This is a genomic window from Phytohabitans aurantiacus (assembly GCF_027923225.1).
Lineage (GTDB): Bacteria > Actinomycetota > Actinomycetes > Mycobacteriales > Micromonosporaceae > Phytohabitans > Phytohabitans aurantiacus.
Genome location: NZ_BSDI01000061.1, coordinates 19608 through 40739, shown reverse-complemented (window position 1 = coordinate 40739; position 21132 = coordinate 19608). Strand labels below are relative to the sequence as shown.

Annotated in this window: 21 protein-coding genes; 13 read left to right on the top strand and 8 right to left on the bottom strand. The window is 70.6% G+C overall.

All coding sequences use genetic code 11. The features are described 5' to 3' along the window. Positions 1-649: 649 nt before the first annotated feature. The 7 genes from QMG73_RS38485 (at position 650) to QMG73_RS38455 (ending at position 8583) form a co-directional block, all read left to right on the top strand. A complete protein-coding gene (locus QMG73_RS38485) occupies positions 650-1804 on the top strand; it encodes an alpha/beta fold hydrolase (RefSeq protein WP_281903935.1) in 1155 nt (384 codons plus the stop codon). Positions 1805-1988: 184 nt separating this feature from the next. Then, complete coding sequence (locus tag QMG73_RS38480; protein WP_281903933.1) at positions 1989-3347, top strand: ABC transporter substrate-binding protein; 1359 nt, start codon at positions 1989-1991, stop codon at positions 3345-3347. A gap of 4 nt (positions 3348-3351) precedes the next feature. Next, on the top strand, positions 3352-4251 hold the full coding sequence (locus QMG73_RS38475) for a carbohydrate ABC transporter permease (protein WP_281903932.1): 900 nt from the start codon (positions 3352-3354) through the stop codon (positions 4249-4251). Further along, positions 4248-5081: a carbohydrate ABC transporter permease gene (locus QMG73_RS38470; protein WP_281903931.1), complete on the top strand. Its 834-nt coding sequence runs from the start codon at positions 4248-4250 to the stop codon at positions 5079-5081. The genes QMG73_RS38475 and QMG73_RS38470 overlap by 4 nt, the downstream gene beginning before the upstream one ends. Before the next feature lie 7 nt (positions 5082-5088). Beyond that, positions 5089-7074, top strand: a complete 1986-nt coding sequence (locus QMG73_RS38465) for an Ig domain-containing protein (RefSeq protein ID WP_281903930.1) — start codon at positions 5089-5091, stop codon at positions 7072-7074. A gap of 22 nt (positions 7075-7096) precedes the next feature. Next, on the top strand, positions 7097-7900 hold the full coding sequence (locus QMG73_RS38460; protein ID WP_281903928.1) for a hypothetical protein: 804 nt from the start codon (positions 7097-7099) through the stop codon (positions 7898-7900). A gap of 95 nt (positions 7901-7995) precedes the next feature. Continuing rightward, the gene (locus tag QMG73_RS38455; protein ID WP_281903927.1) at positions 7996-8583 is read left to right on the top strand and encodes a hypothetical protein; all 588 of its coding nucleotides are present in this window, start codon (positions 7996-7998) and stop codon (positions 8581-8583) included. A 30-nt stretch (positions 8584-8613) separates the two neighbouring features. Here QMG73_RS38455 and QMG73_RS38450 read toward each other — a convergent pair whose 3' ends face one another. After that, positions 8614-9348 (bottom strand): isocitrate lyase/PEP mutase family protein, encoded by a 735-nt coding sequence (locus tag QMG73_RS38450; protein ID WP_281903926.1) that lies wholly within the window; start codon positions 9346-9348, stop codon positions 8614-8616. A gap of 63 nt (positions 9349-9411) precedes the next feature. Between QMG73_RS38450 and QMG73_RS38445 the strand changes: the two genes are divergently transcribed. Then, on the top strand, positions 9412-10110 hold the full coding sequence (locus tag QMG73_RS38445; protein ID WP_281903925.1) for an ArsR/SmtB family transcription factor: 699 nt from the start codon (positions 9412-9414) through the stop codon (positions 10108-10110). Between the two features lie 149 nt (positions 10111-10259). Next, positions 10260-11573 (top strand): FG-GAP-like repeat-containing protein, encoded by a 1314-nt coding sequence (locus QMG73_RS38440; RefSeq protein WP_281903924.1) that lies wholly within the window; start codon positions 10260-10262, stop codon positions 11571-11573. Here the strand turns inward: QMG73_RS38440 and QMG73_RS38435 are convergent. Then, positions 11555-12439: a helix-turn-helix transcriptional regulator gene (locus QMG73_RS38435; RefSeq protein WP_281903923.1), complete on the bottom strand. Its 885-nt coding sequence runs from the start codon at positions 12437-12439 to the stop codon at positions 11555-11557. The two genes, QMG73_RS38440 and QMG73_RS38435, sit on opposite strands and share 19 nt — an antisense overlap. Positions 12440-12470: 31 nt before the next feature. On the opposite strand from QMG73_RS38435, the gene QMG73_RS38430 reads away from it, so the two are divergent. Further along, positions 12471-13070, top strand: a complete 600-nt coding sequence (locus QMG73_RS38430; RefSeq protein ID WP_281903922.1) for a hypothetical protein — start codon at positions 12471-12473, stop codon at positions 13068-13070. Here QMG73_RS38430 and QMG73_RS38425 read toward each other — a convergent pair. Beyond that, positions 13051-13497 (bottom strand): iron chaperone, encoded by a 447-nt coding sequence (locus QMG73_RS38425; RefSeq protein ID WP_281903921.1) that lies wholly within the window; start codon positions 13495-13497, stop codon positions 13051-13053. The genes QMG73_RS38430 and QMG73_RS38425 overlap by 20 nt on opposite strands. Before the next feature lie 29 nt (positions 13498-13526). Further along, positions 13527-13862 (bottom strand): VOC family protein, encoded by a 336-nt coding sequence (locus QMG73_RS38420; protein ID WP_281903920.1) that lies wholly within the window; start codon positions 13860-13862, stop codon positions 13527-13529. Positions 13863-13991: 129 nt separating this feature from the next. Here QMG73_RS38420 and QMG73_RS38415 point away from each other — a divergent pair, with 129 nt between their 5' ends. Genes QMG73_RS38415 through QMG73_RS38405 form a run of 3 tightly spaced genes read left to right on the top strand, consistent with a single transcriptional unit; the run spans position 13992 to position 18595 of the window. Beyond that, positions 13992-16745 (top strand): ATP-binding protein, encoded by a 2754-nt coding sequence (locus QMG73_RS38415; protein ID WP_281903919.1) that lies wholly within the window; start codon positions 13992-13994, stop codon positions 16743-16745. 24 nt (positions 16746-16769) lie between these two features. Further along, positions 16770-17732 carry a cyclase family protein gene (locus QMG73_RS38410; protein ID WP_281903918.1) on the top strand — a complete coding sequence of 321 codons (963 nt, stop codon included), beginning with the start codon at positions 16770-16772 and terminating at the stop codon, positions 17730-17732. Continuing rightward, entirely contained in the window at positions 17729-18595 is an 867-nt protein-coding gene (locus QMG73_RS38405; RefSeq protein WP_281903917.1) for a fumarylacetoacetate hydrolase family protein, read from the top strand. The genes QMG73_RS38410 and QMG73_RS38405 overlap by 4 nt, the downstream gene beginning before the upstream one ends. Before the next feature lie 2 nt (positions 18596-18597). Here QMG73_RS38405 and QMG73_RS38400 read toward each other — a convergent pair whose 3' ends face one another. Genes QMG73_RS38400 through QMG73_RS38385 form a run of 4 tightly spaced genes read right to left on the bottom strand, consistent with a single transcriptional unit; the run spans position 18598 to position 21065 of the window. Further along, a complete protein-coding gene (locus QMG73_RS38400) occupies positions 18598-18942 on the bottom strand; it encodes a type II toxin-antitoxin system HicB family antitoxin (RefSeq protein WP_281903937.1) in 345 nt (114 codons plus the stop codon). Further along, on the bottom strand, positions 18942-19214 hold the full coding sequence (locus QMG73_RS38395) for a toxin HicA (RefSeq protein ID WP_281903916.1): 273 nt from the start codon (positions 19212-19214) through the stop codon (positions 18942-18944). Before QMG73_RS38395 ends, QMG73_RS38400 begins: the two co-directional genes overlap by 1 nt. Positions 19215-19266: 52 nt before the next feature. Then, positions 19267-19932, bottom strand: coding sequence for a response regulator (locus tag QMG73_RS38390; RefSeq protein ID WP_281903914.1), 666 nt, complete (start codon positions 19930-19932; stop codon positions 19267-19269). Next, positions 19929-21065, bottom strand: coding sequence for a sensor histidine kinase (locus QMG73_RS38385; protein WP_281903913.1), 1137 nt, complete (start codon positions 21063-21065; stop codon positions 19929-19931). The genes QMG73_RS38390 and QMG73_RS38385 overlap by 4 nt, the downstream gene beginning before the upstream one ends. Positions 21066-21132 lie beyond the last annotated feature (67 nt).

Sequence of the window (21132 nt, the reverse complement as noted above, 5' to 3'; positions counted from 1 at the left end):
GGGTAGGTTGCGGCCGTCGATTTCGCGGATCAGGTGGAGTTTGACGGCGGTGAGCATCTGCTGCGCGTCGTGCACGGTGTGGATCGCGTCGATGAGGTCGGTGTCGGGCAGCGACCAGACCGGGGTGCCGGCGCAGTGGCCGGCGATCTCCCTGAGCTGCTCCAACGTTTCCCGCACGCATTGATTCTCGTACGTTTGTGCGGTGATCGTTGCCCCGCCAGGCGACACGCCGGCCGACACGCCGGTCGCCGAAAAAGTTGGCCTGCTTGGTCGGGCTGGGGGCTGTTCCGCGGTGATGTGCCTCGGCCGTCGATCAAGGAGATCTGCATGGATCGAGGGCGAATGCACGCGGAAAAGAGATCCAACCACGTGCATTCGCCCTTGATCGACGGCGCGGGGGGCCCGCGCGGCGCGGCGCGGCGCGGGGGCGCGCGGCGCGGTGCGCGGGGCCGTGGGGGCGCGCGCTGCCAAAGCGCCGTCTCGTCGCAGGTCGGGCCGTGCGCTCGAGGGTCGGGCGAGCTGGCGGGCGGAATAGGGTGGCTGGGTGATCGCTCATCCTGGGGTTCGGTTCAGGTCTCATACCGTCGACGTTCCGCTGGATCATCGCCGGCCCGATGGTGCCACCATCGAGGTTTTCGCTCGCGAGGTCGTGGCCGCTGACCGGGCCGGTGATGATCTGCCGTGGCTGTTGTATCTGGAGGGCGGGCCGGGTGGGAAGTCGCCCCGGCCGCTGCGCGCGGAAGGGTGGATCGCGCACGCGGTGAAGACACATCGCGTGCTCCTGCTCGACCAGCGTGGCACCGGACGCAGCACACCGGTGACCGCTCGGACGGTACACGGAATGCCATCGGACAAGCTGGCGGCTTATCTCAAGCTTTTCCGCGCGGACAGTATCGTCGCCGACGCGGAGATTCTCCGCGAGCGTATCGCCGGAGGCGCCGCGTGGAACACGCTCGGCCAGAGCTATGGCGGGTTCGTCACGATGACGTACCTGTCGGCGGCGCCGCAGGGTCTGCGCACCTGCTATGTCACCGGAGGTCTGCCGGGTCTGACGGCGACGGCCGACGAGGTGTACGCGCGCACCTATCCGCGCGTCGCCGCCAAGAACGCCGAGTTCTACCGCGAGTTTCCCGGCGATGCCGCCGCTGTGCGCGGGGTGGCGGATCACCTGTCCAATGAGGATGTGCGCCTACCGGACGGCGACCGCCTCAGCGTCGAACGGCTGCGCCTGCTCGGCAACCACTTTGGCATGAGCTACGGCTACGCGCAGGTGCATTGGCTTTTCGAAGAGGCGTGGCACGGTACGGAGCTGTCGGACAGCTTCCGGTACGAGGTCATGAGGTTGACCGGCTTCGTCGACAAGCCGCTGTTCGCGCTGCAGGAGTACTGCTACGGCCAGGGTGGCGCCGCGTCGGCGTGGGCAGCGGACCGTGCGCTGAACCACCATCGTGACTTCGCGTTGGACGCCGACCCGCTGCTGTTCACCGGCGAAATGATGTATCCGTGGATGTTCGAGCAGATCGCCGCGCTGACTCCGTTCGCGGGCGCCGCCGACATCCTCGCCGAGGCCACCGACTGGCCGGTCCTGTACGACCGCGCCCGCCTGGCGGCCAACGAGGTACCGGTGTGTGCCGCCGTCTACGCCGATGACATGTACGTGGACGCGGGCCTGTCGCTGGAGACCGCGGCGGCGGTGGGCAACGTGCGCACCTGGGTGACGAACGAGTACGAGCACGACGGGCTGCGCACCGCCGGTGAGAGCGTGCTGGGCCACCTGATGGACATGGCGGCCGGCCGCCGCTGACAGGTTGACAGGGGTCGATCAGCGCCATACGGTTTCTCCACGACGCACCGGGCGACCGCGTCGCATGTCACACCCGTTCGTGATGTCGACGATCCGGGGGTTCGATGCTTACGTCGCCCGAGGTGCACGGCGCTGCCGTTCGCTGCGCTGAGCTTGTCGACATCCGCAAGCCTGAGGATGTGCGATGAGAAGAAGGAATTTGCTCGCGCTCGCCGGCCTGGTGCCGCTGGCCGCCGCGTGTGGAAACGACGACGAGGGTTCCGCGCAGAATATCCAACTCCAGTTCATGTACTGGGGGTCGACCTTCGAACAGAAGGCCGTGGAGAAGATGCTCAAGGCCTTCGAGGAGAGCAACTCGGGTACCAAGGTCAAGCCGCTGTTCACCCCGGACGAGTACGACGTCAAGCTCAACACGTTGGTGGCGAGCGGCAACGTGCCGGACGTCGGCTACGTTCCGATGGCGATGTCGTACCGGCTGGCCGAGCAGGGCAAGCTGGTCAACCTGTTTTCGTACCTCGACAAGTACCCGCAGCTGGCCAGCTACCTTCCGGACGCGTACCTGTGGTACGGCAAGGACCAGCTGCACGGGGTGGCGACGGCCAACGAGATCGAGCTGTTGTGGTACAGCAAAGCCGCCATCGCCGAAGCGGGCATCTCCCCGCCACCGGCCCAGGCGGGAAGCGCGTGGACATGGGATCAGCTCGTCGAGAACGCCTACAAGCTCACCGTCGACCAGAGCGGCAAGCACCCCGACGAGTCCGGCTTCAACGCCAAGCAGGTGCGGCAGTTCGGCATCTCCAGCAGCATCACGTACGCCGCCGCCTGGTACGGCTTCCTGCGCAGCAACGGCGCCGACTTCGCCGACCCGACCGGTAAGAAGTGCCTGCTCGACACGCCCGAGGCGATCGAGGTCTTCCAGAACCTGCAGGACCTCATCTACAAGCACCGGGTGGCTCCCGGGCCGGGGCAGCTCGCCGCGACCGGCGACGACGTTCCGGGTACGAACATCCTGCTGAAAACGAAGCGGGTGGCCATGATCGTCGACGGCCACTGGAGCCTGCTCGACATGAACGAGAGCAAAGTGGACTATGGCATCGGCGTGCTGCCCAAGTACGACCAGCCGTTCACGACGAGCCAGGTGGCGGGCGCCTCGGCCGTCTTCGCGGGCAGCAAGAGCGTCGAGGAGGCGATCGAGCTTTTCGCGTTCCACATCGACCCGCGCTACGTCGACCTGTACAAGCAGGGCCTGTGGATGCCGCAGGAGCGCAAGTACTACGAGGACCAGGGCGCCATCGACTCCTGGACGAAAAACGACTCCCACCCGTCCGAGTTCCGTACGGCGGTGGTGGACTACGCGCGGGATCACGGCGTACCGGACCTGCGCGGGCGGCTGAAGAACCTGTCGGCCATCAACAGCGACGTGCTGACTCCCGGGTTGCAGGAGATCGAGACGGGCAAGCGACCAGCCGCGGCGGTACTTAAGGAGATAGCGCCGAAGATAACCAGCAGGATGCAGGGCTGGCAGCACACGCAGAAGCTGTAACACCGTGGCGGCTCTCTCCGGCCAGCGGCGCCTGGAACGGCGCTGGGGCCTGCTCATGGCCGTACCGGCGATCCTCGGCTTCCTCATCTTCACGGCGGGACCGATGGTCGCCTCACTCGGTCTCAGCCTCACCGACTGGCAGGTCGGCGGCACGCCGTCGTTCGTCGGGACCGGGAACTACACGGCGCTCGCCGACGACGAGCTGTTCTGGAAGTCGTTGAGCGCCACCACCTACTACACGCTCGGCGCCGTACCGCTGTCGCTGATCGTCGCGTTCGTCGTGGCCATGCTGCTCAACCAGCGCGTGCGTGGCCTGCCGGTCTGGCGCACGATCTTCTACCTGCCGACGCTCGTGCCCGCGATCGCCAACGTGGTGCTCTGGATCTGGATCTTCAACCCGGACTTCGGCCTGCTCAACTCGTTGCTGCGACAGGGCGGGCTGCCGACCGGCATGTGGATCTACGACGAGAACCTGGCCGTCCCGTCGCTGATCATCATGAGCACGTGGGCCTTCGGGAACACGATGGTGATTTTCCTGGCCGGGTTGCAGGGGGTGCCGCAGCACCTGTACGAGGCGGTATCGGTGGACGGGGGTGGGCCCTGGCACCGGTTTCGCCACGTGACCGTGCCGATGATGACTCCCACCATCTTCTACAACCTCGTCGTCGGTGTCATCGGCACCTTCCAGGTGTTCAACCAGGCATACGTCATGACCGAAGGAGGTCCGAACAACGCCACCCTCTTCTACGTCTACTACCTGTTCCGCAAGGCGTTCCGGGAAAGCGAGATGGGCTACGCGAGCGCCCTCGCCTGGGTGCTCTTCATGATCATCATGGTCGTCACGTTCATGATGTTCCGCAACGCCCGGCGCTGGGTCTACTACGAGATGGCGGGTGGGCGATGAGGAGCAGGGGCAGGATCCTGCTGTACCTGGCGCTGGTGGCCGGTGCGGTGCCGACACTGCTGCCGTTCGTGTGGCTGTTGCGCAGCGCCCTGATGCAGGACGCCCAGATGTTCATCGCGCCTCCACAGTGGATTCCCGACCCGTTCCAGTGGTCGAACTTCACCGACGCGCTGACGGCGCAACCGTTCGGCCGGTACTTCTTCAACACGGTCGTCATCGCGGTCATCAGCGTCATCGGCACGGTGTTGACGTGTTCGATCGCGGCGTTCAGCTTCTCCCGGCTGCGCTGGCGGGGCCGCAACGTCGTCTTCGCCGTACTGCTCAGCAGCGTGATGCTGCCGTACGCGGTGACGCTCATTCCCACGTTCGTGATGTGGCAGGAGCTCGGCCTGCTCAACACGATCGCCCCGCTGACGGTGCCCAGCTGGTTCGCCGGAGCCGGCGGGGGAGTGCTCAACGTCTTCCTGCTGCGCCAGTTCTTCCTGACCATCCCGTTCGAGCTGGACGAGGCCGCCTACATCGACGGCGCCTCGCCATGGCGGGTGTTCTGGATGGTCGTCATGCCCCTGTCCAAACCCGCCATTGTCGTCGTCACCATCTTCACGTTCATCGGCACCTGGAACGACTTCCTCGGACCGTTGCTTTACCTCAACGACGAGGAGAAGTACACGCTGTCGATCGGGCTGGCGTCGTTCCAAAGCATCTACATCACCCAGTGGGGCTATCTCATGGCGGCCTCCGCCGCCGTCATCGCCCCGATCATCGCGCTCTTCTTCTTCCTGCAGCGCTACTTCATCGAAGGGGTAACCCTCACCGGCATCAAGAACTGAGGTCGACATGAAACGCGCAATCACACCCGCGGTACTCGTGCTGCTCGCCGCCTCGCTGCTTCTGGTCGCGACACCGGCACAGGCCGTCGGCTCTGCCACGGTGGTCGACAGGTTCGGCCGAACTGTCAACGACTACGGCGTGAAACTCGTCGACTGGGAAGGCTATCTGGCCAACCCGTACATCGAACTGACCGTGCGGCCGCCAGCCAGCGGCCCCTTCCCGGTGACCATCGACCTCAAGGCCGAGGGCACCTCCCGCCTGATGATGGACCTGCCCAGCCAGCTCACCGCCACCGGAGCCACGAAGCAGCTCACCTTCGCCAACGCCTCCGAGCAGAAGACCTTCAAGCTGGCCATCCACTCCAAGCGCGCGCCCGGCGCCGACGAGCTCTACACCCTGCGGCTCAACATCCGGGCCGCCGACAACAGCACGCTCGTGCAGACCATGCCGATCCGCGTGCAGCAGGACCAGAAAACCGCGCTCGAACCAACCATCCCGATCAACTTCGACTACCGGTACGACACCATCACCGGGTACTTCAACAACGCGCCGTTCCGCACAGCCGCCGAAGAGGCGGTGAAGGACTGGTTCCGGTTCTTCGACCTGCAGCCGTTCGACACGGTCGCCGCCGGTGCCGAGTCGAACCACCTGCCCGGCAACGACTGGCAGAACACCATCAACGTCACCAACAATGTGGCCTACAACGGCATGTACGTGTTCTTCCGGGGGATCCAGACGCCTTACTCCACCGGGTATCCCGCCGCCAACGGCCGGTACGCCACGCGTAATGGGCAGCAGCTGCCCGGGCCGATCCACCGCTCGACCGCGCAGATTTTCGAGTACGACGAGGCGGGCAAGCAGCTGTTCACCTCTCTCGCCGACGAAGACTGGTACAAGACCGAGATCGCCGGCTCGGTGCTCGACGTGCACGGCCTGGTCATGCACGAGTACGGGCACGCGGTCGCCTACCACAGCGACTGGGCCGGGATGCGCAACTACGTCAACACTCAGGGCGCGAACGACCAGGAGGTCATCGCGTACCAGGGCCGCACGGTGCCGCTGGACAGTAGCTACCACATCCCCGGCACGCAGCCGTACTGGGACCGCCTCAGTGGACAGAGCGGCGGCTGGACACACCTGTTCCCGACCCGCAGGTGGATGCTGACGAAGCTGGCCCTGCTGGTGGCCGAGAACGCCGGGTGGCCGTTGAACCGCAACCTCACGCCGTTCCTGGCACCGTCCATCGTGTCCACCAGCCTGCCCAACGCTCCGGCCGGTCAGGCGTACCAGCAGACCCTGACCGCCAAGGGAGGCGTGCCCTTCTACGACTGGCGGGTCACCGGCGGCGCGCTGCCGGCCGGCCTCAGCCTCGACCGCTTCACCGGCACCATCAGCGGCACCCCGAACACGGCCGGGACGTACTCGTTCACTGTGGAGCTTCGCGACTACGACAGCGCGAGCACCCCGGTGACGCGTACCTTCCAGCTCACCGTCGGCGGTGGCGGCCCCAACCCCACGCCCACGCCGACCGCCACGTCCAGCCCCAACCCCAACCCCGGCAACCTGGCCACGCAGGCGACCGCCTCGTGCTCGTTCACGTCGTCGTGGGAGAGCTGCGCGGCGATCAACACCGGCGGCGACCCGGCCAGCTCCAACATCGGCGCGCCGAACCAGGGCAACCGCTGGGGCACCTGGCCGAACCAGGGTGAGCAGTGGGCCGAGCTGACGTGGTCGTCGGCGCAGTCGGTGCGGCAGGCGCAGGTGTACTTCTTCGACGACAACCAGGGAATCGACCTGCCCGCGTCGTGGCGCCTGCAGTACTGGAACGGCAGCTCCTATGTGGACGTGCCGGGCGCCAGCGGGTATCCGGTCGCGGCCAACCAGTACAACACGGTGAACTTCTCCGCCGTGAACACCACGCGCCTGCGCGTGGTGTTGCAGAGCGCACCGAGCTTCTCCGTCGGTCTGCTGGAGGTGAAAGCGTACAGCTGACGCACCGACCGATAATGGGCACATGCGTGTTGCGATGACAACCGCCGCCGCGGGGCGGCCCGGCCGGGTCAACGAGGACTTCGCCGGTGCCGTCCCCGCGGCGGCGGTACTGGTCGACGGCGCCGGCGGCGTCTCCGGTATGGAGCTGGTATGCCGGCACGGCACCGCCTGGCACGCGCACCGCCTCGGCGGTGAGCTGCTCGGCCTGCTGTCGCTCGGCGCCGGCCGGGCCCTGCCGGAGCTGCTCGCCGACGCCATCGAGCGGGTCGCCGACGCTCATCGGGCCACCTGCGATCTCGCCGATCCCCGGAGCCCGTGGGCGACCGTGGCGATCCTGCGCCTCCACGACGGCCGCGCCGACTATCTCGTGCTCGGTGACGCGGTCGCCGTCCTCGACCGAGTGGGCGGGCCGCTCGCCGTCTCCGACCATCGCGAGGCGGCGGTGGCCGAGCCGTACCAGTCCGCGCTGGACGCTCTGGTCGAGGGCAGTGCCGAGTACGAACAGATCAGCCGCGAGGGCACCAGGGTGATGCGTGCCAACCGTAACCGTCCCGGCGGCTACTGGGTGGCCAAGGACGACCCGCGGGCGGCCGCCGAGGCGCTGACGGGGAGCTGCCCCATCTCCGAGCTGGCCGGCGCCGCCCTGCTCAGCAACGGTGCCAGCCGGATCGTCGACCGGTTCGGGCTCACCGGCTGGCCGGAGGTGCTGGCGCTCCTCGCGAGCAGCGGGCCGGCCGAGGTCATCGCGCGCGTCCGGCAGGCGGAGGCGCGCGAAGCGGTGCCACCGGACGACGCCACCATCGCGTACTGCACCGGCCTCGACTAAGCCGGACTGAGGTCACTGTGACGCCACGCTGACGGCCCGGTGCGACCGTCGCCGTGGACCGCAGATCGCGGTCCGGGCAACGGGAAGTAGGCATCATGCGTATGTCAGGCAAGCGCACGCTGTTCGTCATTCCGGCACTGGCGGCTCTGGCGTTCGGCGCGGTGGCGGCGGGGCACGCGAGCGCGGCGGCAGAGCCCGCGCGAGCCGCCGTCAGTCAGGCACTCACCGACCCCGAGGACCTGCACCTGTGCGAGGGCAAGGCCCAACTCCAGGCCGCGGTACTGACCAAGTCGGCGCCCGAGACCATCGGCGAGAACGGCGTCTTCGTACCGGTCACGGACGCGTCCGTCGAGGTCGACGGTCCGCCGGCGGCGGCCGACACCGACCAGCTGATCGTGATCTTCACCGGTGAGGCGATGCTCGACGGTCAGCCCAACGTGCTCAACCCGGTCGTCGACGCGATGCAGGTCCGCATCCTGGTCGACGGCGTGGTGCTGCCACCGGGCGCGGTCGTCTTCAACACCGACGCCGGCCAGTCCGACGCGCTGCAGGCGTGCACCCTCGTGAACGGACCCGGCCCGCACACCGTGACGGTGGAGTGGCGGCTGTTCGACTTCGCGGCCAACAGCGCGCTCACCGGAACGCTGGGCAGCTGGGAGCTGCACGTCGAGCGGAACGACTGACCCGATGGAGTGACCCGGCCCTTCGCCGGGTCACTCCGCGTGCGCGGCGTTGACCCGCGCGTACGAGGGCAGGTCCATCCGCACATCCAGGCCGTCGCGGACCGCGACGGCCGTGTCCACGACCGCGGCCAGCGCCGCGCGGAACAGCAGCGAGCCGGTACTGATCCGCCGTACCCCGAGATCGGCGAGCGCGGCGACGGTGTGGCGACCGGGCAGGAACAGGACGTTGACCGGTACGTCGACGGCCGCCACGACCGCGGCGATGTCGGCCGGTTCCGACAGGCCGGGAACGAACACGCCGTCGGCGCCGGCACCGGCGTAGAGCCGCACCCGGCGCAGCGTTTCGGCCAGGTCGCCGGGGCGCTGCCAGTACGTGTCGGTGCGCGCGTTGACGAACAGCCCCGGCACCTCCCGCTTCACCGACCGGATCAGCGCCGCGTGCGCCTCGGCCGGTCGCATGGCGTCCTCCATGTTGACGCCGGCCGCGCCGACCCCGGCGACCGCGGCCGCGGTGCCGACCGACCCGGTCTCGATGTCGACGGTGAACGGGACCGGCAGCTCGGCCAGGTGCAGTGCGAGGCGCAGCGCCTCGGTGTCGGTGGCGCCCACCCCGTCCGGCAGGCCGCTGGCCGCCGCGACGCCGAGACTCGTCGTACCGAGCGCGCGGAACCCCGCCTCGACCAGGATGCGGGCCGAGGCGACATCCCACACGTTCGGCAGGACCAGCGGGTCACCGGCGCGGTGCAGCGAGGCGAAGTCCGTCATGTGACCACGCTACGGCCGCGATGGTTCGGTACTGGCCGAAACGACGCGGCGGACAATGGGAGGGTGACCTCAGCCTCGGACCTGGCCTCGCTCGCGGCGCTCCTGGCCGACGAGACGCGGGCGGCCATGTGCCTCGCGCTGCTCGACGGCCGTGCCTGGACGGCGGGCGAGCTGGCGGCGCACGCCGGCGTGGCGCCCTCCACCGCGACCGAGCACCTGCACCGCCTCATCAAGGGTGGCCTGCTCGTCGAGCGCCGCCAGGGCCGCCACCGGTACCTGCGGCTCGCCGGCGGCTCGGCGGCGCAGCTCATCGAGGACCTGTCCGCCCATACCGAGCCCCGCCCGACCCCGGCGCGCGGGCTGCGGGCGGCGACCGCCAGCGCCGCCCTGCGACGCGGCCGCACCTGCTACGACCATCTCGCGGGGCGGCTCGGTGTCGCCGTGACCGACGCGATGACCGCCGCGGGGCTGCTGGACCAGAGCGGCGGCTTCGCCATCACCGCGTCCGGTGTGGACTGGCTGACCGGCACGCTCGGGCTGAGTCCGAGCGACCTCCGGCCCGGCAGGCGCCCGCTCGCCCGGGGGTGCCTCGACTGGACCGAGCGGCGGCAACACCTCGCCGGCCTGGCGGGGGCGAAGGTGTGCGAGACGTTCCTGGGCAACGGGTGGATCGCGCGGATCGGGTCCGGCAGGGCGGTGCGCCCGACCTCGGACGGCAAGGCCGCCCTCCGCGACCTGCTGGGCATCCGCGACATCGATTGACCATTGACGGCATCGAATGACCATCTCCGGCGTCTACGAGGAAGTGGGCACGATCGTGACAGCGGCCGCCTCGGTGCGGCTCCTAGCGTCGTCGCATCGGCGGACCACCCAGGGCCGCCGGGGAGGGGGCGGGACGGATGTCACCGACGATGTGGATTCGCCGTGCGGCGGGCGGGCTGGCGGTGGGGGTACTGGCGGTGGCGGCCACCGGGGTCGAGGCGGCGCGAGCCGGTACGGCACCGGCGGAGCCGGTGTTCACGCAGACCTGGCGAGGTGACCAGTCCGGGGAGCGGTTCGGGTTCGCCGTCAGCGAGCTGTCGGACATCGACGGCGACGGCGCCCGCGAGGCGATCATCGGCGCGCCGTTCCACCGGGACGCCGCCGGGACGGCCGCCGGGCACACGGACGTGGTCTCGGGACGGACGGGCAAGCAGCTCTACCGGTTCGAAGGCGAGGCGGAGGACCGGCACGGGTACGCGATGGCGGACGCCGGCGACGTGAACGCCGACGGGGTAGCCGACATCGTGGTGGGCGCCACCGGTGTCACCGCGCTGGCGTGCGCCGCCGTTCCCCGTACCGGCCGGGTCTACGTGTACTCCGGCGCGGACGGGACTCTGCTCCTGCGTGCCGGCGGCGAGGCGGCCGGTGACCAGTTCGGCGCGGCGGTGGCGGCGGCCGGCGACGTGGATCGCGACGGTCGCGCCGACCTGCTCGTCGGCGCGCCCTGCCACGACGGGCGGTACGGCGTCGACGCGGGCCGCGCGTACGTCGTGTCCGGGCGGACGGGCGCGACGCTGCGGGTACACGACGGCCGGGCGGCCGGCGACGGTTTCGGGTGGGGCACCGGGGCACTGGGGGATGTGACCGGCGACCGGCGGCCCGACTATGTCATCGGTGCCAAGGACGCGGGACCGGGCGACCGCGGCCTCGCCTTCGTGTACGACGGCAGGCACGGCCGGCTTCGGCACACCCTCACCGGCGACGCGCAGTCGGCGGAGTTCGGCTGGTTCTTCGTCGCCAGCGCCGGTGACGTCGACCGCGACGGGCGCAACGACGTGTACGTCGGCGATTTCTGTGCCGAGGACGCGGCCGGCGGCTGCGGTACCCCGCTCGGGCAGGCGTACGTCTTCTCCGGGCGTACCGGCCGGCTGCTGCACCTGTTCCGGGGCGAGCAGCCCGGTGACGGCGCCGGTCCGGGCCGGTCGGCCGGTGATGTCGACCGCGACGGCCACGCCGACGTCGTGGTGGGCCTGTACGCCAGCAGCGCGGCCGCGTCACAGGCCGGGCGGGTCATCGTCTACTCCGGACGGACCGGGCGCAAGCTCTTCGACTATGCCAGCCAGAACGCCGGCGAGACGCTCGGGTACGACGCGGTCGGGCTCGGTGACGTGAACGGCGACGGGCGGATCGAGTTGCTGCTGTCCGCGGCGGTGGGCGACGTGGTCTACCTCGCCAGCACCTGAGCGCCGGCCGCCCGCAGTTGAGACGGCGTGCGACCGAAGACCTGGCGGAACACCCGGGTGTAGTGGCTGTGGCTGCTGAAGCCGTACGCGGCGGCGACGCCGGACAGGTCCACACCCCGGGTGGCCGCGTCCGGCAGCGACGCCCGCACCATCAGGTGCCGGCGGTACGCGGCGACCGGGTAGCCGGTGTGGGCGCGGAACATGCGGGCGAGGCGGTACGGCGAGTAGTGGACGGCGGCCGCCAGCTCGGCCAGCGTCCACGGCTTCGACGGTGCGCCGGCCAGCAGCGCCTTGACCTGCTCGACCGCTTGACGCCGGGCCCGTGCGGTGGCGGGCCGGGCCGGCCCGGGGCCGGCTGGTGACAGGCCGGCGACACGGCCGGTCACGTGCCGCAGTACCGACAGCACCGCCTCGTCGACCGCGAGCAGGTCGACAGCCGGGTCGGCGAGGGCGGCGTGTGCCTGGTGCAGCAGCGCGTACGCGTCGGCGCCGCACGACCCGTACCGCAGTCGCGGCCGCCGGGTCCGGCGCGGCGAACGCTCGATGCCCAGCTCCGCGGCGAGGTCGTCGGAGACGATCGCGAACGTGCACCGGTCGCCCTCCGCGCTGACGAGCCGGCGGCGGAAGTGCACGTCACGGTCGTAGACGAGCCCGTGATTGACGGTGGACACGTAGTCGTCGTCGCCGTCCGGGATGAGCCGCACCGCGGTGTCGGGGACGACCACGTGCGGCTGGCCGCCGATCCAGTTGACCGCGCCCCACCGCGCGGCGTCCGGTGGGCAGACGAACCGGCCCAGCACGTACCCGGAGCCGTCGAGCACGTGCCGCACGCACCCGTCGACCCGCCGGTCGAGTACGCCCACCATCGCGCCGACGCTACTACTAGGCTCGCACGCCATGGGTGACATCAAGCCGATCGACGGCCGCGAGGGTTGCGTGGGCGGCATCGAAGCGATGACGGTCGACGGGCGTACGTGGTTCTTCGGGTTCGACTACAGCATGGACACGGTGGTCTCGCCGCTGATCGACGATCCGGAGCGGATGGCGGAGTTCGCCAGCGAGCACATGCTCCAGACCGACGGGCCGCACGACGTCGTGTACTGGCGGGACCTTGTCGACTCGGCCGTCGAGGAGTCCGGCATCGTCGGGGAGGACGAGGACCGGACGTACGACAGCGAAACCCTTGCCGCGGAACGGTTGTCGCCCAGCAGCCAGCTCATGTACCTGATGGGCGCGGCGACGGGGTGGGAGAGCGAGTTTCTCGAAGAGGACGACGTCCAGGCCATGTTCGAGACGATCGGCGTGCCCGATCGCGACCGCGACGACTGGGACTGCCTCGAGAAATGCATCGAGGCCGCGCGCTCGGACGATGCCGAGGTGCGCGCGGCCGGGACGCGATTCATGAAGAGGTACCAGAGCTTCATCTTCGACAACCTGCCGGCCAACTGGCCCGAGGTCTTCGCCGCGCTCCGGCCTCTCAGCTCACCGCCTGCTTGACGAGCGCGCCGATCCTCGCCTTGTCGGCGGCGGTCAGCTTGGTCACCGCGAACGTGGTGGGCCACATGGTTCCGTCGTCGAGGTTGGCGGGGTCGCTGAAGCTGAACGTGGCGTACCTCGTCTTGAACTTCTGCGCGGGCTGGAAGTGGCAGAGGACCTTGCCGTGCTTGGCGTAGGCGGGCATCCCGTACCAGAGCCTGGGTGTGAGGTCCGGCGCGTTGGCCGTGACGATGGCGTGGATCTGCTCGGCCAGTACACGGTCCGCGTCCGCCATCTCGCCGATCTTGGCGAGCACGTCGCTCTCGCCGGCGGCCTTGGCGTCCTTGGAGCCGCGGCGGGCGGCGGCGGTCTTGAGCTCCTGGGCGTGGTCCTTCATCGCCGCGCGCTCGTCCTCGGTGAACCCGTCGTACGCCTTCTTCGTAGCCATGGTGGTTCCTCCTGTATGTCCGAAAAGGGTCAGCTGTCCTGGAGCAGGCCGAGCACGTTGCCGTCGGGGTCCGTGAAGGTGGCCACCACGCGGCCGCCGCCGACGTCGCGCACCGGCTCCTTCACGGTGGCGCCCGCCGCCGTGACCTCGGCGAGCTTCGCCTCGATGTCCGGCACGTGCCAGTACGCCACCGGCGAGGTCATGCCCTGCGGTCCGCCGCCCGGCACCAGGCCGATCTGCTGGCCGTCGACCTCGAAGCCGACGTAGTAGGTGCTGTCGGTCTGCGGCTCGACGCCGAGCAGAGCGGTGTACACCGCCTTGGCCGCCGCGAGGTCGGACACCGGGTGCAAAACCGTCTTAATCATGATTGCTCCTGAAAAGTTGGCGTTCCTTGTGACGCATTGAGCATCTCCCCGGAGCCGGTGAGGCCGCATCCGTGGTGACCACGGGGACCACCACGGAGCGGGGCCTACGTATGCGGCAGGATGTACCCCGTGGCGGCTCAGGCGGGGATCTCGGGCCGCGAGGCCGAGGTGCTGTCCCTGCTCGGCGAGCACCTCAGCAACGCGGAGATCGGCGCGCGGCTGTACATCTCCGTGCGCACCGTCGAGACCCACGTGTCCTCCCTGCTGCGCAAGCTCGGCGCGGCGGACCGGCGGGCGCTCGCGCAGCTCGCCGCCGAGTGGAGCCGGGCCGCGCGCGGTGGCGAGGCGTCCCTGGGCCTGCCCGCGCCGGTGACCTCGTTCGTCGGCCGGGCCGCCGAACGGGCGGCGCTGACCGAGGCGGTCAAGCAGCACAGGCAGGTGAGCGCGGTCGGTCCGGGCGGGGTGGGCAAGACCCGGCTGGCCCTCGCGGTCGCGGCGCGGGTGGAGGCCGACTTCGCCGACGGTGTCTGGTTCGTCGACCTGGTACCGGTCACGGACCTGGCCATGGTCGGCGCGGCGGTGGCCGCGGCGGTCGGCGTCGGCGAGCAGCAGAGCCGCGGCATCGACGAGTCGGTGGTCGCGGCGCTCGCCGATCGGCACGCGCTTCTGGTACTGGACAACTGCGAGCACGTACGGGATGGCGTGGCGCTGTTCCTGGAGCGACTGCTCACCGCCTGCCCGAGGCTGACCGTACTGGCCACGAGCCGCGCCCGGCTCATGGTGCCGTTCGAGCGCGTCCACCCCATCCCGCCGCTGTCATTGAGCGGAGACGGCGACGGCGACTCCGACGCGGTGGCGCTGTTCCTCGAACGGGCCGCGGCGGTGGGCTGGCCGGTCGCGCCGGAGCAGCGCGCCCAGGCGGCCGAGATCTGCCGAGGGCTGGACGGCGTGGCGCTGGCGATCGAGCTGGCGGCCGCCCGGTTGCCGATGCTCGGCCTGGACGGCTTGTCCGGCGTGCTCTCCGACCAGCTCCGGCTGCTGACCGGCGGCGCCCGTGCCGCAGACCGGCACCGGTCGGTGCGGGCCATGCTGGACTGGAGCCACGCGCTGCTGGAGCCGGCCGACCGCGTCCTGCTCCGCCGGATCGCGGTGTTCGTGGCGCCGTTCACGGCGGACGCGGCTCGGCGGGTCGCCGGGTTCGCGCCGCTGGAGGCGGCCGAGGTGATGGAGGGGCTGGCCCGGCTCACCGAGCAGAGCCTGCTGACGGCGAGCCCATCGCCCGGCGGCACGCGCTACCGCACGCTGGAGACCATCCGCCAGTACGGCGTGGAGCAGCTGGCGGGTGCCGGCGATCTCGACGAGGTCCGGTCCCGGCACGCGGGCTGGGCCCTGGCGAGCGCCACCGAGCTGGCGGGAGACGCCTCGCCGGGCAGCGGGGCGTGGCGAGCCCGGTTCGAGGCGCTGGCCGACGACATCCGCGCCGCGCTCGGCTGGGCTGCCGGCGAGCCCGGTCACCGGACCGCCGCGTACGAGCTGGCGCTGTCCCTGGCTCGGCTTGCCTTCACCCGGAACCTGGTCGGCGAGGCCCAGCAGCGGTACGAGCAGGCGGCCGCGCTGGCCGGCGACCCGTCCGCGGCGGGGTCGGCGCTCCGGTACGCGGCCGCCGTGGCCGGTTGCCGGATGCGCGGCGATGACATGTACCGGCTGTACCGCGCCGCCGCCGACACCGCCCGTGGCGCCGGTGACACCGCCGGGGCGGGCCGCGACCTGGCCACCGCGGCGGCCACCACCTTCCGGTTCGCCGGCACGTTCTCGCAGCCGCCACCGCCGGGCGAGGCGGCGCGGCTGGTCGCCGAGGCGCGGGAGCTGGCCGGCGACGACCCCGCCGCCCAGGCTGCGGTCGCCCTGGCCGAGTGCGGCGTGCTGGCGCACGATCACCAACCGGTCCTGGCGGACGCCGTCGCGCGCGCCGAGCGGGCCGTCGACCTGGCTGAGCGGACCGGCGACCCGCTGGCCCTGAGCGCGGCCCTTGACGCGCTCACCGCGGTGCGGACCTGGGCGGGCGACACCTTCGCCACGGCCGGTACGACGCGCCGCCGGGTCGAGCTGCTCGCCTCGGTGCCGGTCACGCCGGCCAGCGCGTACGAGCGGGCCAACGCGCTCTCCGAGGCGGCCGAGATCTGCGTCGGGGTGGGCGACCTCGCGGGTGCCCGCCGGTGGGGCGAGCAGCTTCGGGACCTGCCGTTGCTGTCCGAGCAGGGCGACTTCGCCACCTCCCGGCTGCTGGTGGCCGACGCGCTGGCGGGCGACCTCGACGGCGTACTGGCGGGCAGCGGGCGGTTCCTCGACGCGTGGGAGCGCTCGGGCAGCCGGCACGCGCCCCACCTCGGCATGGCGGCTGCCGCGGTGGCGATGGTCCACGGCCTGCGCGGTGACGGCGAGGCGAGAGCCCGCTGGCTGGCCATCGTCGACGAGCTCGACGTGGCAGTGGAGAAGCAGGCGGGTGAGCGGCAGCAGGCCGGGTACCGCGCGGTCTTCGACGCGATCGTCCTGCTCCACCACGGCCAGGCCGACCAGGCACTGGCGGGGCTGGCCGCCGAACCCGACGAGATGGACGACCGGGTCATCTGGGTGTGGCGGCACTGGTATGTCGCGCTGCGCGCCGAGGCGGGCGCCCTGACCAGGCGCTCCGACGCTCGCGACCGCATCACGGCCGCCCGCGCGGTCGTGGCGGGCAACCCGATCGCCACCGCACTGCTGGAGCGGGCGGAAGCCCTGCTCGACGGCGATCGCGACCGGATGCTCGCGGCCGCCGCGGCGTTCGACGCCGCCGGCTGCCGGTACCAGTCGGCGCGCACCCGCGACCTGGCGACCACGACGTAGGCGTCTTCACTACCTGGAGGTGACATGTCCGACTTTCGCGGTGCGGATGTGCTGGAGGGCTACATCAAGCAGTGCGTGAACTGGGGGCGCTGGGGTGAGGACGACTCGCTCGGCACGATGAACTACGTCGGGCCGGAGCAGGTGCGCCGGGCCGCGGCCCTGGTCGAGCATGGTGTCACGGTCTCCTGCTCGTTGCCGTATGACCAGCGTGGTCCGCAGACCGGTAGCCTGCGCGCCAATCCCCGCAACGTGATGACCGCGACGGGCGCCGACCATCTGGCCGGTGCGCAGGACATCCTGCCGGCCGGGTTCGGCCCGGCCAAGGGGTACGGGCGCTCCGACGACATCCTCATCGTGCCCAACCAGGCCGGCACCCAGTGGGACTCGCTCTCGCACATCTTCTGGAAGGGGAAGATGTACAACGGGTACTCCGCTGGCCTTGTCTCCTCGGCCGGGGCGGCGCGTAACGGCGTGGAGAACTACGCCGGCAAGTTCGTGATGCGCGGCGTACTGCTCGACGTGGCCCGGCACCTGGGCGTCGACTCCCTCGAACCCGGCTACGCCATCTCCGTCGCCGACCTGGAGGCCACCGCCGAGGCGCAGGGCGTGGCGATCGAGCGTGGCGACGCCGTACTGATTCGCACGGGTTTCCTGGAGACGCGGCGGCACGCGTGGGGCGACTACGCGGGCGGGGCGGCGCCGGGGATCTCACTGCACACCGCGCCCTGGTTCCACGAGCGGGAGATCGCGGCGGTCGCCTCGGACACCTGGGGCGTCGAGGTGCGGCCCAACGAGATCGACTGTTTCCAGCCGTTTCATGTCGTGGCGCTGGTCCACATGGGACTGGCGATCGGTGAGATTTTCGACTTCGCCGACCTCTCGGCGGCGTGCGCCCGGTACGGCAAGTACGAGTTCCTGTTCACCGCGCCCTCGCTGCCCATCACGGGCGCGTCCGGCTGCCCGGTCGGCGCGGTGGCGGTCCTGTGAGCGCTTCGACGCGCATCGTCGGGCTGCGTGACACCGACGGCTCGGTACTGGTGGGCGCGCTCACCGCAGGCGGCCGGGAGGTCGCCGTGCTGGCGACCCTGGCGGAGTTCTGGGCCGACCCCGCGCCTTGGCTCGCCGACCCGGTCACCGACCAGCCTGTGCTGCCGGTCGGCGAGGTCGAGCTGGTGCCGCCGGTGCTGCCCGGCGCGCGGGTCATCTGCATCGGGCTGAACTACCTCAAGCACGTCGCCGAGGGTTCCTACGCCGGCGAGGGCGTGCCGCCGCACCCGACGCTGTTCGCCCGCTGGCCCAGCTCGCTGACCGTGAGCGGCACCGGCATCCCGGTACCGTCCAATGAGGACGGGGTTGACTGGGAGGGCGAGGTGGTGGCCTGGGTCGGCGAGACCCTCGTCGACGCCGCGCCGGAGCGGGCCCTGGCGGCGGTGGTCGGGTACTCGGCCTTCAACGACGTGACCGCCCGCCGCGCCCAGAAGCTCACTTCACAGTGGACACTGGGCAAGAACGCCGACCGCTCCGGTGTACTCGGGCCACTGGTGCCGGCCGCCGAGGTCGGCGACCTGCGCGACGGCCTCACGGTGGAAACCCGCGTCAACGGCACCGTCGTGCAGCAGGGCAGCACCGACGAGATGGTGTACACGGTCGGCGACACGCTCGCGCTCATCAGCCACACCCTCACGCTGCACCCCGGCGACCTGCTCGCCACCGGCACCCCGGCGGGCGTCGGCTACTCGCGCACACCGCCGTGGCTTCTGCGCCCCGGCGATGTGGTCGAGGTCGAAGTCGAGCGCCTGGGCACGCTGCGCAACCCGATCGTGTCCAATTCGGACCGGCGCTCGACCTAGCCCTAAGCGGCAGCGAGCTTCCGCAGGACGTACTGGTTGAGGCTCATCCCGTCTTCGGCGGCGTGGATAGCCAGCTCGCGATGCAGGCTCTCTCCCACCCGAAGGTTGAACTTGCCTGAATAGCTCCGCTCGGAAAACGGCTGCGGTGCCTGCTCGCCCTGCTCCCTCATCTCCGCGACAACGTCATGGATCAGAACCTGGAGTCCCAGCAGAGCTTCGACCTGCGACGCGGCCAGCCACGAAAGCGATGGAAACTCAACGCAGGTGGCGACGAACTCGCCGTCCTGGGCTGACCACGTAACACGATAGGTGTAGTGCTGCACTTCAGGATGGGTATCGGTCTGCATCACATGGCCTCCTTCTTGTCAATCGCCTTGAGAACCTGCCGAACCTGGTACGCCTTGGCCTTGCCTTTGTCGTTCTGGATGTTTACGCGGGGGTCGCCTGCCCAGGGCATCGCGAACACCGCATGAGAGGTCCCGCCTTGCCGCGGCTTCCCGAAGTAGTGCTCGCACACTCGGTAGAGATCGTTGTAGGCGACGCCTCGCGGGTTGCTCCGCATCGCTTCAATGATCTTGCCCAACGAAGACATAATCGATGGTACCGCCAGCAGTACCACCCCACAAGCACAGATCGTGTCGTCGATCTTCGAGGGCCCGTTCGACTGATCGCTACGACGGGTGGGCGGCGACCAGTCCGGTCTCATACGCCACGATGACCAGTTGGGCGCGGTCGCGGGCGTGCAGCTTGCTCAGCAGCCGGCTCACGTGCGTCTTGACGGTGGCGAGGCTGAGCGTCAGCCGCTCCGCTATCTCCACGTTGGACAGTCCATGCGCGACGAGGGTGAGTACCTCGCGCTCGCGGTCGGTCACGCCGTCGAGCCGGCGGGGCAGGGGCCGGGCCGGCTCGGGGCGCCGGGCGAACTCGGCGATCAGCCGCCGGGTCACGCTCGGCGCGAGCAGCCCTTCGCCAGAGGCGACCACGCGTACCGCCGTGAGCAGGTCGGCCGGCGGGGTGTCCTTGAGCAGGAAGCCGCTGGCGCCGGCGCGCAGGGCCGCGTAGACGTACTCGTCGAGGTCGAACGTCGTCAGGATCAGCACCCGGGTGCTCGCGGTCGCCGGGTCGCCGCAGATGCGCCGGGTCGCCTCGATGCCGTCCATCTCCGGCATGCGCACGTCCATCAGCACCACGTCGGGCTGGTGCGTGCGGGTGAGCGCCACCGCCTCGGCGCCCGTGCCGGCCTCGGCCACCGTGGTGAGGTCGGGCGCCAGGTCGACCAGTACCCGGAAGCTGCCCCGCAGCAGCGCCTGGTCGTCGGCGATCAGTACCCTGATCACGCGACGGAACCGTACGGGAGGCGGGCCCTGACCCGGAAGCCGCCCTCCGGGCGCGGGCCGGCGGCGAACTCCCCGCCGTACATGGCGACCCGCTCGCGGATGCCGATCAGGCCGTGCCCGGCGGGCGCCGGCGCTTCCACCGGACCACCCTCGTCGGTCACGTCGATGCTCACCTCTCCGGAGTGGACGGTGACGGCGACCCGGCAGCGGGCCGGTGCCGCGTGTTTGACCACATTGGTCAGCGCTTCCTGGACGATCCGGTACACCGACAGGCCGACCGCCTCGGGCAGCTCGGCGCGCCCGTCGACGTCGAGGTCGACGTCGACGCCACCGGCCGCCGCCTGATCGGCCAGCGCCGTCAGCTCGGTCAGCCCGGGCGCCGGCGCGTACTCGGCATCCTGGCGCAGCACGCCCAGCGCGCGCCGCATCTCGACCAGCGCGCCGCGGCTGGTGGCCTCGATGACGGCCAGGGCCTCGCGCGCCTGCGCGGGGCTGGCCTCGGCGACATGGTTGCCGACGGCCGCCTTCACCGCGATGAGGCTCATGCTGTGCGCGACGATGTCGTGCATCTCCCGGGCGATCCGCAGCCGCTCGTCGGTGACCGCGCGCTGGGCGAACTCCTCGGCGGCCTGCGCGGCGTACGCCCGGCGCTCGCGCACCAGCCAGCCCAGTAGCCACGCGCCGGCCACCACCAGGCAGAAGAACGCGATCTCGGTGACCGCCCCGGTGGAGTCGACCGCGATCAGCGCGGCCGTGGTGGTGACGAGGCAGCCGGCCAGCGTGGCCACCGATCGGCGCGGTGGCACGGTGACGCCGACGATGTAAAGCGCGGTGGCGATCGCGACCGCCGGCCCGCCGCTGGCGTAGTCCGGCACGATCCCGGTCAGCACGGCCAGGTTCCCGGCGGCGGAGACCGTCACGGCGACCGCCACCGGCCACCGGCGGCGCGCCGCGACCGGGGCGCCGACCAGCAGGCCGGCCAGCACGGACAGCCACGCCGGCTCCGCCGGGCTACCGGACGCCGGTCGCTCGCTCGCCGCGTACCAGCAGATGGCGATGAGCGCGGCCGCGAGCGCCGCGTCGAGGGCGATGAGGTCGGCGCGGCGCAGGCGGTGGGTGAGCAGCCTGATCACGTACCGACGGTAGCCGCTGGTCGTGCCGGTGGCGTCCGCCCGTGGCCCGTCATCCTCGGGATGTACG